Raw genomic sequence first — 13,630 nt, 5'->3', positions numbered from 1 at the left:
GGATCAAATCTCTCAGGATGCGCTTACGGGCAAAACATTCTCAGTCCCCACGCTTCCTGAAAGCGTGAAGCCGCATGGCGTTGGCGACCACGGTCAGTGACGAGGTGGACATCGCGATTGCCGCGATGAGCGGCGTCACGTACCCTGACATGGCGATCGGCACGGCAAAGACGTTGTACACGATTGCAATGGCGACATTCTGGCGGATCAGCCGGCCTGCCTTTCTAGAGATATCCAATGCCAAAGGCACTGCCAGAAGGCTCTCGCGCAGGAAAACGAAATCGGCGGCATTGCGACCGATATCGGCCGCGCTTGCCGGAGCCATGGAGACGTGCGCAGCTGCCAGCGCCGGCGTATCGTTCAGTCCGTCGCCCACCATCAAGATTTTGTGGCCGGCCTTGGTCAGCGCCTCGATGCGCTTAACTTTGCCGGCTGGATGAAGCGAAGGTACGAAGTTGCCGATCCCCAAGGCCTTGGCCACTTCACCGCAAGCCTTGGCGGTATCCCCAGACAGCATCTCAACGGCCAGACCAGCATCCTTCAATGCCGTCACCGCGACCCCGGCGTCGGCGCGTGTGTAGTCCTCAAAGTCAAACGCGGCGACGACCACGCCGTCTCGCGAAAGCACGGTACCGCCGCAGCTGCCACGCTTGCCGTTCCCACCAGTCGCAGCTTTCCATCCGGCCCACCCTTCTCGGCCCAGCCGCCAAATGTTTCCCTCCATGGAGGCCTCGATGCCGAAGCCAGGCTGCTCGCTGATCGAAGCTGGTCTAGGCTGGCTGGATGGGCCCAAAAAAGCGGCAATCGCCCTTGAGTACGGATGGCGCGAATGCGTGGCCATCTCGGCTGCGATTGCGAGCATGGCCGGATCGATGGATGGCGCGTTGACAAGCCGCGCCCGTGCACGTGTGAGCGTTCCGGTCTTGTCGAACACGGTTGTGTCGATGGCCGCCAGCCGCTCCATGGCCGAACCATCCTTGACCATCACGCCGGCTTCAAACAAACGCCGTGCCGCGACCACTTGCACGATCGGTACGGCAAGGCCGAGCGCGCAGGGGCACGTAATGATGAGCACAGCGATTGCGGTCGTTCCTGCCAGATGCCAGTCGCCTGATGCTGTGATCCAACCAAGGAAGGTTACGAGCGCGGCCAGATGCACCATTGGGGCGTAGAGGGCAGAGACGCGGTCGGCAATCTTGCGGTACTGCGAACGGCCACCCTCGGCTGCTTCCATAAGCCGAACCATTTGCGCCAGGAACGAATCTTTCGCGGCCGCCGTGGCCCGCATTGTGAGCGGACCAGTGAGATTGAGCGTGCCGGCTTGGATATCCGATCCCGGGCCAACCGCACGCGGCCGGCTTTCGCCAGAAACGAGCGAGCAATCGACATCCGAGCTGCCGTGGAGGATGTCGCCGTCGACAGGCACACGCTCTCCAGCGGCAATCACCAGCTCCATGCCCGGCTCGATCTGCCCGATCGACAGGTATTCGCGGGTCCTGCCGCTGCGCAGGACGATGGCGCCGCGGCCGGCCAGCCGCGAAAGGCCAGTCACGGCGGTTCGTGCCCGTTCGCGCATCACATGGTCCAGCGCGCGGCCGATCAACAGGAAAAACAGCAGCGACACCGACGCGTCGAAATAGGCATGCTCGCCATGGGTGATCGTTTCGTAGAGGCTCATGCCATAGGCGAGTGAAATGCCGACAGCGATCGGCACGTCCATGTTTACCCGCCCATGGCGAAGCGCCTTTCCCGCCGAACGGAAATAAATCCCTCCAGCGAAGGCGAGAGCCGGGAGGGCAATCAGCGCCGAAACCCAGTGGAAGAGGTCGCGGGTGGCTCCTTCCGCACCGGACCAAACCGAGACCGAGAGCAGCATGATGTTGCCGGCGGCAAAGCCAGAAATGGCAACCGCCCGGATCAGCTCCGATAAGGTCTTGTCCTGCTTGGCGCTCCCCGGGTCGAACAGATGCGCCTCATAGCCAAGCCGCCCGAGCGTAGCGAAAATCGGTGGCACCTGGTCGCCATGCCAGCGCACGGACACGCGTTTGGTGGATAGATTCACGCGAGCGCTTTCGATGCCTTCCAGCTTCCTCAGGGCCGTCTCAACGGTTTGCATGCAGACCGCGCAGTGAACTGTCGGCACCGACAGATCGGTTTGGTGCCTGTCGCCGCCCAAACTGCGGCTGGCCAGTTTGATCTCGTCGCAAGATGGCAGCGCGGACGCTGTGTCGATCATGTCCAGTGTCGTTTCGGCGCCCGGCGCGCAGCAACTCATCGCAGCGAGCCCTTCGAAATCATGATGCGGCGGACATCACGAAATGGCCAAGCAAGACCTGCATCGGCGTCGATCTCGACGATCCAGACGCCATCCTTCGGCGTATGATGCCCGCCAAATTCCCAGGCGATATCGGGATTGCTACCTGAAGGTACAAGTGTCACGGCTTTGTCCTGCGCGTCGTAAGCCGGGTGCCGAAACAGGATGCGAACGCCGTGCAGCGGAACCAGCCTGCCCTTGGCATCGGCAAGGCTGTAGCGAACCTCGCCGGACGCAATGGTCAATCTGCCATGCCAGCCAAGTGCCGCTTGTGCCCGTCCTACTCGGGCCTTTTCATTGAACTGCTGGCTGGCCACATATGTGTTCTCCACCACAAAGCCGGTCCAACTGGTGCTGGCGAGCGTTGCCATGGTCGCGTTGACGCCGATCACAACGCCAAAGAAACCGAGAACTGTGAGCAGCATGTGCTTGCCAGTGAATTCGCGCCCACCTTCCGTATTGGCTATCATCTGGCGATCTCCGGCGCATTGAAGCTGGCGGTGTATTCGGCCGATTCAGAGCTCGCCTCGTCCTCAATCCGAAACGTGAAGCTTTGCACCGGTTTGTAGATTTGGTCCGCCGGTTGGCGGACGAAAACCTTGAGCGTTGTGAGCCGGTCGGGCTCAACCGGAATGGCAAACGAGCGGCCGGATGGCAGGTCGACGCCGACGATGCTCATTTGCGCATTGGGCAACCCTTCCAGGGAGAGCACGACTGTCCGCGGCTGGGGTATCATGTTGAGCAATTTGACGGTGTAGCCGTTTCGGATCGAGCCGTTCGAAAGGGTTACAAATTGCGGATTGCGGTCGTGAAGGACATTCATCTCCAGCCGCTCGCGCGTCAGCAGCGAAGAGATGAGAACCAACCCGATCGCCGACCACGCACCGAGATAGATGAAGGTGCGCGACCGGAAGATCTTGCGCCGTTGGGACTGCGCGACCCCGTCGACAAAGGTGTTGGTCGGGTTCCTGATCAGAGCCGGGTGGATGGCACTGGTGCCGCCAGCGCTCGCCAGCGCCAAGTTGGCGTTGTAGTCCGCCAGCGTTGCATAGGAGATCAAACCGCGCGCCCGACCGAGCTTGTCCATCACGCTATCGCAGGCATCGATGCAGAGCGCGCAGGTGATGCACTCCAGCTGCTGGCCGTCCCGGATGTCGATACCCATGGGGCAGACCGCCATGCAGGAATTGCAATCGACGCAGTCCCCGGTAGGCCGTCCGGAGGCCATGGCTTTCTTGGCATGGCGCGAACGGGGTTCGCCGCGCCAGTCGTTATATGTCACGGTCAGCGAATTTTCGTCGAGCAGGGCGGCCTGGATGCGTGGCCACGGGCACATATAGGTGCAGACCTGCTCGCGCATGAGCCCGCCGAACAGGTATGTGGTTCCCGTGAAGATGGCGATGGTGACATAGGCGACGGGGGCTGCCGTGCCCGCGAGGACTTCGCCGAGGAGCTCCGGAGCATCGGCAAAGTAGAAGATCCAGGCACCGCCCGTGGCAACGGCGATGGCCAGCCAAACGGCATGTTTGATCGCACGCACAAGCAATTTGCGCGCGCTCCAGGGACTGGCTTCAAGTTTTATGCGGGCATTGCGATCGCCTTCGATCGCACGCTCAACGACCAGGAACAGGTCGACCCAGACCGTCTGCGGGCAGGTGTAGCCGCACCAGGCCCGCCCGACCGTGGACGTGAGCATGAAGAGGCTGATGCCGGCCATCATCAGAAGCCCTGCAACGTAATAAAATTCCTGCGGCCAGATTTCGATGGAGAAGAGGTAGAAGCGCCGGTTCGCCAGATCGAGCAGGACGGCCTGGTGCGGTGCGAAGGGGCCTCTGTTCCATCGCAACCACGGCGTCAAATAATAGACGCCAAGCGTGATCGCCATCACCAGCCATTTGAACTGGCGGAAACGACCCGAAGCACGCTTCGGGAAAATCTTCTTGTGCGCTGCATAGAGCGGTTGCCGAACCTTGCCGGAGTTCGCAGCCTCCGCTGCGGGCCGTTCTATCTGCCTTTGATCCAGCACAGCACCTCCAGTCGAGCAGTCGGCAGTTTCCCGTCCACCAAGCTTTGCCGCAGGGTGGACCGCGCCGCCTTGATGCAAGTCAATCCGGCGAGCCGAAAAGTTGGGTCGAGGCCCGGCTGCAGCCGGGCCTCGTCGCTCGACGGTGGTGGGGGCGAATAGGCCGCTTCTCCTATTCCCCACCGCCAAGCGAATGGACGTAGACCGCAAGCTCCTTCACCTTTGTCTCCCCCAGCCGCGCGCCCCATGCTGGCATTACACCTAGCTTGGGTGCGCGGACCTGCGCGGCGATTGCGCTTTCGCCCGAGCCATAAAGCCAGATCGCGTCCGTCAGGTCGGGAGCTCCAAGCTCCCGGGTTCCCTTTGCGTTTTCGCCGTGACAGGCCGCGCAATTGTCTGCAAACACGTTGGCGCCGGACTGGATCAGGGTCTTGTCGCGCACCGGCCCTGAAAGGCTTGCCACATACGCGCTGACCTGGCTGATCTGCTCGGGTTGAAGCACATCTGCGAAGGCCGGCATTTCCGACTGGCGAGTGTCCGGATCGGAAGCAAAGCGGATGCCGTGGGTGATGGTCTGCTGGATCTCCTCGGTCTTGCCACCCCACAGCCAGTCGTCGTCGTTGAGATTTGGAAAGCCTTTGGAGCCTTGAGCGCCCGAGCCATGGCACTGCACGCAATTGACCTTGAACGTGGCGCCCCCGGCTGCGATGGCGAACTCACGCAGCGCATCGTCCGCGGCAATTTCCGAAACGGTTTTGGACTGTATTGCCGCGACATACTTACCTTTGGCAGCTTGCGCCGTCGCCAGCTCGCTCGCGACGCCCTTGCGGCTGGAATAGCCGAGCACGCCCTTGGTTGATGAAGACAGCATGGGCCATGCGGGGAAAGCAATTGTGTAGGCGGCCGCCCAGGCGATGGTGACGTAGAAGGTCATCACCCACCACCGCGGCAACGGGTTGTTGAGCTCCCTGATTCCATCCCATTCGTGACCGGTCGTTGAGATGCCGGAAGCTTCGTCGATATGCTCGCTGCTCATGATCAGTCATCCTTGAAAGGGATCTGCGCGCCTTGGTCGGCCCGTGTTTTGCCACCGGGGCGCAAGGCAAAGGCAATGCAGCCGACGAAGAAGAGCGCCATGGCAAGCAGGGCCCAGCTGTCGGCGAACTCGCGCATCAAACTGTAGCTCATGCGTCTCCCCTCAGCGGTAGCCGGCGGCATCGTCGTAGGTCTTGAAGTCGACCAGAGTGCCGAGCATCTGCAGATACGCGACCAGCGCATCCATCTCGGTGACCTGCGCCGGATTGCCGTCAAAGTCGCCGACCTTGGCTTTGGGATAGCGCATCTCGATCGCGGTCGTGTCGGCGGAAGGATCAGCTTGTGCTTTCAGATCTGCGTTGGCGTTGGCTATCATGTCGGGCGTGTAGGGAACGCCGACATCGGCGTTGGCGACGAGATGGGTTGAAAAGTCTTTCACGTCGATCAGGGTGTCTTTCAGGAACCCGTAGCTCGGCATGATTGATTCAGGCACGACCGAGCGCGGGTTTGTCAGGTGCTGTGTGTGCCACTCGTTGGAATATCGATCGCCGACACGCGCCAGGTCTGGACCGGTTCGTTTCGAACCCCACTGGAAGGGATGGTCGTAGATCGACTCGGCCGCCAGGCTATAGTGCCCATACCGTTCGACCTCGTCGCGGAACGGCCTGATCATCTGGCTGTGGCAGAGGTAGCAGCCCTCGCGCACATAGATATTGCGGCCGGCGAGCTCCAGCGGCGAATAGGGCCGCATGCCTTCTACCTTCTCGATCGTGTTGTCGAGATAAAACAGCGGTGCGATCTCGACGATGCCGCCGACGGTCACGACCAGCAGCGACCCTACAAGGAGAAGCGTGGCGTTTCTCTCGATGAGGGCGTGTTTGGCCATCAAGCCCATGTCTGGCTCCTTATTCGGCAGGCTGGAAATCGGATGTGGAGCCCTGCAACGGCTCTTGTTCGCGCCGGCGGCCACGAACAGTCATGGTGACGTTCCAGGCCATGATCAGCATGCCGGCGAGATACATCGCGCCGCCCGCTGCGCGCATGACATAGTACGGATGCATGGCGGCCACGGTCTCGGCGAAGGAGTAAACCAGGAAGCCCCGTTCGTCATACTCGCGCCACATCAAGCCTTGCATGATGCCGGAGACCCACATTGCCGCCGCGTAGACGCCGATGCCCAAGGTCGCCAGCCAGAAGTGCCAGGTGACAAGGCGCAGCGAATAAAGCCGCTCGCGATTCCACAGCTTCGGCACCATGTAGTAGATCGCGCCGAACGAGATCATGCCAACCCACCCCAGGGCGCCTGAGTGAACGTGGCCGATGGTCCAGTCCGTGTAGTGCGACAGCGAATTGACCGTCCTGATGGACATGACTGGACCTTCGAAAGTCGACATGCCGTAGAAGGCGATCGCGGCAACCATCATGCGGATGATCGGGTCAGTGCGGATCTTGTCCCAAGCGCCTGACAGCGTCATCAGACCGTTGATCATGCCGCCCCAGGACGGCATCCACAGCATGATCGAGAACGCCATGCCCAGCGTCTGCGCCCAGTCGGGCAGGGCGGTGTAATGCAGGTGATGCGGCCCAGCCCAGATGTAGAGGAAGATCAGCGCCCAGAAGTGGATGATCGACAGCCGGTAGGAGTAGACAGGCCGGTTCGCCTGCTTGGGCACGAAGTAATACATCATGCCGAGGAAACCGGCGGTCAGGAAGAAGCCAACCGCGTTATGCCCGTACCACCATTGCGTGAGCGCGTCCTGAACGCCGGAGAACGCCGAATAGCTCTTCGATCCGAGAAAGGAGGCGGGCATCGAGAGATTGTTGACCACATGCAGCATCGCGATGGTGACGATGAAGGACAGGTAGAACCAGTTGGCGACATAGATATGCGGTTCCTTGCGCTTCAGGATGGTGCCGAGGAACAGGATCAGGTACGCGACCCAAACAATCGTCAGCCAAATGTCCACATACCATTCGGGTTCGGCATATTCGCGGCTTTCGGTGACGCCCAGCAGATAGCCGGTCGCGGCCATGACGATGAAGAGCTGATAGCCCCAGAACACGAACCAGCCCAGGTCGCCGCCAAACAGCCGCGCGCGGCAGGTGCGTTGGACAACGTACAGTGACGTGCACAGAAGCGCGTTTCCGCCAAAGGCGAAGACGACGCCCGACGTATGAAGGGGCCGCAATCGTCCGAAATTGAACCATGGCTGGACATTGAGATCCGGGTAGGCCAGCTGCAGCGCGATGGCCACACCAACCAGCATGCCGACAACACCCCAAAACACTGTGGCGATGGCTCCACAGCGGATCGGGCCATCCATATAGGCCGACGGATCGACGGGAGCTGCCGGCTTGAATTCGAAGTTGCGCAACAGGAACGCCGTGAAACCGGCAAGGACAAAGAACAACACCCACATATGTTGCCGAAAAGGTCCGTCCACACCTAAGCCGGCGCCGACCAGCGCCGCGAATGCGAACAAACTCAAAGCGACGACCTCTGTGGCAAATCTCATGACATATCCCTGACGCCGATTGGTGGAACGCGGATCCGCTCCCCACTAGTTCCGCAAACGGCGTGTTGGCGCCTTGATCTATGTCAAAGGCGGCGATCGCCAGTCGGACGATCCTGCGTCTCGAATTCACGCGGAGACGCCCCGATGGCCGGCTCGAAATCCTCAATCGTCGCAAGATGCAAAGCCTGGCCGTTTGTCGACGGCTGCGTTGATGGCAGCCGGCCATGCCGGGATGTCTGTCTCTTGCAGGAACGCAAGTTGCTGATGTGCAACGAACTGGAGGCGATAGCCGACCGGCTGCCTTCGGTGGATCGTTCGAAATGCCTGCTGATAGCAAACGAGCTCGTGCCGCTGCTGCGCATGAGCCATGCTCGCGAGGAAGAGCATCTCTTTCCTGCGTTCGCAAGCGGCGCATCGGAGGGAGATCCGAGCGCCTCGTTACGTCGCTTGCGCGCCGAGCACATTGAGGACGAATGCGCGGCGCAGGATTTGACTGATACGCTGCTGACCATCGGCCACGGAGGTGGAGTCGCCAACCCTGAAGCCCTCGGGTTTATGTTGAGGGCCTTTTTTTGTTCGGCACGGCGACACGTCGCATTCGAGCGCGAGCACGTCCTGCCGCTCATCGCGCAGCAGAATCGGATGAAAAGCCAGGAGACCTAAGCCTCAGAACGCGCCCAAGTGCCCGAACAGCGTTGCAGCCGGCTGACGCTATCGACCACGACATGGCGATTGTTCTCGATGCGGATCACGCCGTCGGCACGAAGCTTTGTCAACTGACGGCTGATGGTCTCGATCGTCACGCCGAGAAAGTCGGCGATATCGGCGCGGGTGAGCGGCAGATCGAAAGTTGCCGATCCGTTGCTGGTGGTGTCAGTCGCCGGGTCGATATTCCTCGCGATCAGGAACAGAAAACTCGCGACCTTTTCCGACGCCGTTTTGCGGCCCAAAGTCAACATCCATTCGCGAGCCTCGTCCAATTCCATCAGTGTCTGCTTGAGCAAGCGGTGTTCGAAAGCCGGCGACTGCCTTATCATTCGCTCAATGGCAGCTTTCGGGAACGAGCACAGTGAGACTTCGGTCGCGGTCTCCGCGTTGATCTCGCTTTCCGACCTGAACGGCCGGCCCACAAAATCGGGCGCGAATTGAAGCCCGACGATCTGCTGGCGGCCGTCCCCAAGAACCTTGGTCAGCTTTACAACGCCCGAAAGCAGGTTCGAATAGGTGTCGATCGGTTCGGCGTCTCCGACCAGCTCGGTTCCGGCCGGAACGCTGTGTCTCGACGATGCCTTGGCCAACTCGACCAATTGGTCCGGCTCGAGCGCCCCGCATAATCCGCTATCCCGTGCATCGCAGGCTTGGCAAAGCACAGGAATTGCAAAACTTGGAACGTCCTGTCGAATGGTCATCGGCGCGGCCCGAAACGGTAATCGTGGCGGCAAGATAGCATCGCAGCTGCGTCAGGTGTTGCGTCAGTTTGTCCTGCCGCCGCTAAGCTTGATTCAAATCAAGGCGGGCGCGGTTTGCAGAACGCAAGTTGCCCGCATGCATGGAGCAGCAACCAACGGCACGCATCCCGAATTGTCCGCCATACTGCGCGAGAACGTGCCGCGCTACACAAGCTACCCGACCGCGCCACACTTTCATCCTGGTGTCGACGCCGATGTGCTTCGAGGCTGGATAAATCACCTCAAAACCGACGACGAGTTGTCGCTCTATCTGCACGTACCTTATTGCCAGGCGCTGTGCTGGTTTTGCGCCTGCCACACCAAGCACACGCGGCACTATGCGCCTGTGGCAAGCTTCCTGCGCGCCCTGCACATCGAGATTGAAACGGCCGGGCGTCTCATAAGCCGCAAGGGCCGCGTGCGTGCTGTCCATTTTGGCGGCGGCTCCCCAACCATGCTGAAACCGAACGACATACTTGCGCTCGGAAAAGCCTTAAGGGACCGGTTTGATTTTTGCCCCGATGCCGGCATCAGCATCGAGATCGAACCCCGCGACATCGATGAAGCCCGTCTGGATGCGCTCGTCGCGATCGGCATGACGAGAGCCAGTCTTGGGGTGCAGGACTTCCATCCCAAGGTGCAGACGGCCATCAATCGCGAGCAGAGTTTCCGGTTGACCAAGAGCGTGGTCGACGGCGTCCGGGCCCGCGATGTGAAATCGGTCAATCTCGATCTGCTCTACGGCCTGCCGCACCAGACGCTTGAAAGCGTCGCCGCGACGGTCACGCACGCCTTGGCGCTGGAGCCCGACAGGATTGCGCTGTTCGGCTACGCCCATGTGCCGTGGTTCAAGAAGCATCAAACAATGATCGACGCAGCCTGGCTGCCCGATTCTGCCGAACGGCTGGCACAGTCGCAGCTTGCCGCCAGGATCATCGTACGCGCCGGCTATGAGGCGATCGGGCTTGATCATTTTGCCAAGCCGGACGATTTGCTCGCCATCGCAGCGCGCACGGGCAAACTGCGCCGCAATTTCCAAGGCTATAGCGAGGACAACTGCGAAACCCTGATTGGTCTTGGCCCATCCTCTATCAGCCGCTTCCGGCAAGGCTACGCCCAGAATATCGTTGCGACGGGCGAGTATGAGAAGGCTGTGATTGCCGGCCAATTGGCCACGGCACGCGGCATCGAATTCCGCATTGATGATCTGGCAAGGGGCTGGGTCATCGAGCACCTGATGTGCAACTTCGCCTTTTCGGCGCTCGAGCTGGTCGAGCGTTTCGGCGAGGTCGGCCAAAGGCTCCTCTATGACGCAAGCCGCATCGCGATCGGCAGCTCAGGCAGGCTGCTCGAATTGGAGGGCAATAATTTTATCGTGCCACAGCAGAGCCGCCCTCTTGTCAGGACTGTGGCGGCGAAATTCGACAAATATCTTGAGAAGGGAGCTGGCAGATATTCCGTGGCCATCTAAGTGCCTGCCCTGGGCACATCTGGGCTGGCGCTTTGTCGGCCATGGATGCGAAATCGGGCGAGGCTGCACCTGGATAGAAGGCACAAGGGGCTTGTCTTTGTGCAAAATCAAATTCGGAATTCGTCGCTCGTGGCGGCCGGCGGTTAGCCGGCCCAGCGTCTGGAGGACCGAAGTTAGCGCCTCAGCACGGCAGAAATCCCGCGTCGGATAAAGGGCAGATTTTGGCCGAGCCGAAGGCCGACATGCCTGGCGACCTGTGCGAGCGGGCGCTCGTCGGTGTAAAGCCTAACCAGCATGTTGGTGGCGTGGTAAAGCGGCGCCGCACTCAGCCTTAGCCGGGTTTCATACCGGCGCAACAAGGTCGGATCGGCAATATCCGTTCCTTTGCGCCAAGCCGTCAAAATTCCATTCGCGAGGCGATGCTGGCCGCCAAGGCCGATGTTGAAGCCGTGCGCCGTGACCGGATGCATGCCTACGGCCGCATCCCCGATGAGCGCGGCGCGCGGCGTCCAGAACCTGTCTGCCCAAGTCGTAACGAGCGAATAGGCGTGGCGGCTGCTGGCCAGCGACATTTTACCCAATCGCCCCCGACAGCGCTGGCTCATCTCTGCGAGAAAATCAGCATCGTTCATCAGGACAAGCCGGGAAACCTCGTTTGCGGAAAGTGTGACAAGCAGTGACGACACGCCTTTCGCAAGCGGCAGCATTGCGATCGTCTGCTTATCATCAAACCATTCCGTCGCGATCCCGTGATGGTGCATCTCGTGCCGAACGCGGCAAATCAGCATCGAGCAGCCGAGCCGATTGACCTCGGCGGCGATGCCCAGCAGATCACGCAGAGCAGACAGACGTGAATCCGCCGCCACGAGGAGCTGGGCTTGGAACTGTCGGCCATCTGAGAGGGTCACCATCGCGCCGCCGCGATCGATTTGCGCGGCGACGACGGTGCAGCCAGCGAACACACGCAGATGCTCCCGTTTATGGACAATGCCGAACAGAGCCCTGCGAATCCAATGGTTGGGGACCAGAATCCCCAGTGGGTTCGCGCTTCCGGCAGGCGCATCGAAGCTCAGCGCGAACGGATTGGATCCGTTAAGAACCCGCGCACCCAGCAGGGGGGACTTCTCGGAGCAGGGGATGGCATCCCATGCGCCGAGCTCTCGCAGAATTTTGACCGAGGTTTGAGTGAGTGCAATCTCACGTCCGTCGAAGGCGGGCTGAGCCAGATCAGCTATCGATTGACGTTCGACCAACGCGACCCTGAGGTCACTTGCGGCGAGCGAGGCGGCAAACGCCAGTCCAACCGGGCCGGCCCCGACGACTAAAATGTCAAAGCTGGTCATCTGGGGCACCGGCGCGGCGGAGCAGGCCAGAGCGAACAAAACCGGCAGAGTTTCCCGACAGCGTTTCGGATGACACGGTTCGACATGTGGCCTCTCGAGAGAAAGGAATTTTTTGGCGAAGTTGATTCAGGTCAATGCTGGCCTGTCGCGTTCACGCGATTCTTTTGAAAATCAATATCAAATAGGTGAAACATGGCCGACGTCGTCTCGGAGCTTGTCCGGACGTGCAATACAGCGCGGGCCAAGGGCATGGATTTTCCCACCATCTGGCAGACAATGCTCAAACAACACCCCTATGTCGTAGGCCGGCCGCTGCAAGATCAGAACGAAGTCGGCCCTGCGCTCAGGGTGCCGTTGGTCACGGGCCGTCATCTCATATTTGATGCTTCAGGTTTTCGGCTCGGCTGAAAAGCAGTGTAGTGGCGACTTGCCGCCGGTTCCGACCAGGGACAGCCATCGCTTGCATGCTTGATGACGAGATTGCGAAGGAGCATAGGCCCATGATTGCAATGTAAAATCCAATAGCCACCGAAAGACTTTGCGCAGACATATCATTCTCCTTTGAACCGGGTGAGGACAGCATGCCATTGACGGACAAGCCTTGATCTGGATCAACCACACCGAAGGGATTGATCGAAAACCTGTCTGAACCATCGGTTCGCCAGCCGGCGACTCGACAGATCGTCCGAGCGCCGCCTGCAAGCGCTGCGGCGGTTGATGTGTAGCCTCGTCCTCGTGACGGGTACCAAGCTCCGACGCAAGCAGCCTGCCGCATCGCCTTTCTTGCGCGATTTGAAGGAAATGCTTTTCCGCACGGCCGCGAGAAATGGGCAAAGCATAGTGGAACTCGCGGTTCGGGTTCCCCAGCGGCTTGGTCGCAGACGACGAGGGTGTGGAACTGGTCGGCACGACGGCACCTGCGGTCCTGGTCGGATCGGCATCTCAGCCCGAAAGGCCCGTCTTTCGGTTTGGACCCGCGCGGCATTCGGTCAGATGTCCGACGATGTCGGACATCTGACATCGCTGGATCAACGCTATCGCCTTGTTTCAGCACGACCTCTCGTTTGGAACGATGCATGCATGGCTGTCCGCGAATGTCCCCGAGCCAGTCTGGACGCCCCATGCCTTTGCCGATCCTTGCGCTTGCCATTGCGTCCTTCTGCATCGGAACCAGCGAATTCGTCATCATGGGCCTGCTGCCGGAGGTCGCCGCCGATCTCGGCGTGACGATCCCCGCCGCCGGCCTGCTGGTCACCGGCTATGCGCTGGGCGTCGTCTTTGGCGCGCCTGTCGTGGCCATGGCCACCGCGCATTTGCCGCGCAAGCCGGTGCTGGTCGGGCTCGCCGCCCTGTTCGTGGTCGGTAATCTCTTCTGCGCCATCGCGCCCAATTACTGGCTGCTGATGGCCGCGCGCGTCTTCACCGCTTTCGGCCATGGCGCCTTCTTCGGCATCGGCTCGGTCGTCGCCGCCAGCCTGGT

General features: G+C 60.7%; 13 protein-coding genes. 4 read left to right on the top strand and 9 right to left on the bottom strand.

Annotated elements, in window-relative coordinates:
* Nucleotides 1-40: 40 nt before the first annotated feature.
* From O7A61_RS03460 to ccoN, 7 genes are all read right to left on the bottom strand, one after another.
* Nucleotides 41-2,275: a cation-translocating P-type ATPase gene (locus tag O7A61_RS03460; protein ID WP_337128353.1), complete on the bottom strand. Its 2,235-nt coding sequence runs from the start codon at nucleotides 2,273-2,275 to the stop codon at nucleotides 41-43.
* Nucleotides 2,272-2,784 (bottom strand): FixH family protein, encoded by a 513-nt coding sequence (locus O7A61_RS03455; protein ID WP_337128352.1) that lies wholly within the window; start codon nucleotides 2,782-2,784, stop codon nucleotides 2,272-2,274. The genes O7A61_RS03460 and O7A61_RS03455 overlap by 4 nt, the downstream gene beginning before the upstream one ends.
* Nucleotides 2,781-4,340 (bottom strand): cytochrome c oxidase accessory protein CcoG, encoded by a 1,560-nt coding sequence (ccoG, locus tag O7A61_RS03450; protein ID WP_337128424.1) that lies wholly within the window; start codon nucleotides 4,338-4,340, stop codon nucleotides 2,781-2,783. Before ccoG ends, O7A61_RS03455 begins: the two co-directional genes overlap by 4 nt.
* 169 nt (nucleotides 4,341-4,509) lie before the next feature.
* Entirely contained in the window at nucleotides 4,510-5,373 is an 864-nt protein-coding gene (gene ccoP, locus O7A61_RS03445) for a cytochrome-c oxidase, cbb3-type subunit III (protein ID WP_337128351.1), read from the bottom strand.
* A 2-nt stretch (nucleotides 5,374-5,375) separates the two neighbouring features.
* Nucleotides 5,376-5,525 (bottom strand): cbb3-type cytochrome c oxidase subunit 3, encoded by a 150-nt coding sequence (locus tag O7A61_RS03440; protein WP_337128350.1) that lies wholly within the window; start codon nucleotides 5,523-5,525, stop codon nucleotides 5,376-5,378.
* A gap of 10 nt (nucleotides 5,526-5,535) precedes the next feature.
* Nucleotides 5,536-6,267, bottom strand: coding sequence for a cytochrome-c oxidase, cbb3-type subunit II (gene ccoO, locus O7A61_RS03435; protein ID WP_337128349.1), 732 nt, complete (start codon nucleotides 6,265-6,267; stop codon nucleotides 5,536-5,538).
* A gap of 10 nt (nucleotides 6,268-6,277) precedes the next feature.
* A complete protein-coding gene (ccoN, locus tag O7A61_RS03430) occupies nucleotides 6,278-7,888 on the bottom strand; it encodes a cytochrome-c oxidase, cbb3-type subunit I (RefSeq protein WP_337128348.1) in 1,611 nt (536 codons plus the stop codon).
* A gap of 144 nt (nucleotides 7,889-8,032) precedes the next feature.
* On the opposite strand from ccoN, the gene O7A61_RS03425 reads away from it, so the two are divergent.
* Complete coding sequence (locus O7A61_RS03425) at nucleotides 8,033-8,551, top strand: hemerythrin domain-containing protein (protein WP_337128347.1); 519 nt, start codon at nucleotides 8,033-8,035, stop codon at nucleotides 8,549-8,551.
* Here O7A61_RS03425 and O7A61_RS03420 read toward each other — a convergent pair.
* Nucleotides 8,548-9,297: a Crp/Fnr family transcriptional regulator gene (locus tag O7A61_RS03420; RefSeq protein WP_337128346.1), complete on the bottom strand. Its 750-nt coding sequence runs from the start codon at nucleotides 9,295-9,297 to the stop codon at nucleotides 8,548-8,550. The two genes, O7A61_RS03425 and O7A61_RS03420, sit on opposite strands and share 4 nt — an antisense overlap.
* 136 nt (nucleotides 9,298-9,433) lie before the next feature.
* On the opposite strand from O7A61_RS03420, the gene hemN reads away from it, so the two are divergent.
* A complete protein-coding gene (gene hemN, locus O7A61_RS03415; RefSeq protein WP_337128422.1) occupies nucleotides 9,434-10,807 on the top strand; it encodes an oxygen-independent coproporphyrinogen III oxidase in 1,374 nt (457 codons plus the stop codon).
* Nucleotides 10,808-10,980: 173 nt separating this feature from the next.
* Here hemN and ubiM read toward each other — a convergent pair whose 3' ends face one another.
* On the bottom strand, nucleotides 10,981-12,150 hold the full coding sequence (gene ubiM, locus O7A61_RS03410; protein ID WP_337128345.1) for a 5-demethoxyubiquinol-8 5-hydroxylase UbiM: 1,170 nt from the start codon (nucleotides 12,148-12,150) through the stop codon (nucleotides 10,981-10,983).
* 192 nt (nucleotides 12,151-12,342) lie between these two features.
* Between ubiM and O7A61_RS03405 the strand changes: the two genes are divergently transcribed.
* Together O7A61_RS03405 and O7A61_RS03400 are read left to right on the top strand one after the other, a co-directional pair.
* Nucleotides 12,343-12,558, top strand: a complete 216-nt coding sequence (locus tag O7A61_RS03405) for a hypothetical protein (protein ID WP_337128344.1) — start codon at nucleotides 12,343-12,345, stop codon at nucleotides 12,556-12,558.
* A gap of 713 nt (nucleotides 12,559-13,271) precedes the next feature.
* On the top strand, nucleotides 13,272-13,630 hold a 359-nt coding region (locus tag O7A61_RS03400), incomplete at its 3' end, for an MFS transporter (protein ID WP_337128343.1).

Source organism: Mesorhizobium sp. Cs1321R2N1, from assembly GCF_037179725.1.
Lineage (GTDB): Bacteria > Pseudomonadota > Alphaproteobacteria > Rhizobiales > Rhizobiaceae > Mesorhizobium > Mesorhizobium salmacidum.
This window is presented reverse-complemented; position numbering and strand designations above follow the sequence as displayed.

Excerpts from the sequence above, each read along its gene's own strand:
- ubiM (WP_337128345.1), bottom strand. The coding sequence starts at position 12,150 with ATGACCAGCTTTGACATTTTAGTCGTCGGGGCCGGCCCGGTTGGACTG.
- hemN (WP_337128422.1), top strand. The coding sequence starts at position 9,434 with ATGCATGGAGCAGCAACCAACGGCACGCATCCCGAATTGTCCGCCATA.
- ccoO (WP_337128349.1), bottom strand. The coding sequence starts at position 6,267 with ATGGGCTTGATGGCCAAACACGCCCTCATCGAGAGAAACGCCACGCTT.
- O7A61_RS03405 (WP_337128344.1), top strand. The coding sequence starts at position 12,343 with ATGGCCGACGTCGTCTCGGAGCTTGTCCGGACGTGCAATACAGCGCGG.
- ccoP (WP_337128351.1), bottom strand. The coding sequence starts at position 5,373 with ATGAGCAGCGAGCATATCGACGAAGCTTCCGGCATCTCAACGACCGGT.
- O7A61_RS03420 (WP_337128346.1), bottom strand. The coding sequence starts at position 9,297 with ATGACCATTCGACAGGACGTTCCAAGTTTTGCAATTCCTGTGCTTTGC.
- O7A61_RS03440 (WP_337128350.1), bottom strand. The coding sequence starts at position 5,525 with ATGAGCTACAGTTTGATGCGCGAGTTCGCCGACAGCTGGGCCCTGCTT.
- O7A61_RS03460 (WP_337128353.1), bottom strand. The coding sequence starts at position 2,275 with ATGAGTTGCTGCGCGCCGGGCGCCGAAACGACACTGGACATGATCGAC.
- O7A61_RS03425 (WP_337128347.1), top strand. The coding sequence starts at position 8,033 with ATGGCCGGCTCGAAATCCTCAATCGTCGCAAGATGCAAAGCCTGGCCG.
- ccoN (WP_337128348.1), bottom strand. The coding sequence starts at position 7,888 with ATGAGATTTGCCACAGAGGTCGTCGCTTTGAGTTTGTTCGCATTCGCG.
- O7A61_RS03455 (WP_337128352.1), bottom strand. The coding sequence starts at position 2,784 with ATGATAGCCAATACGGAAGGTGGGCGCGAATTCACTGGCAAGCACATG.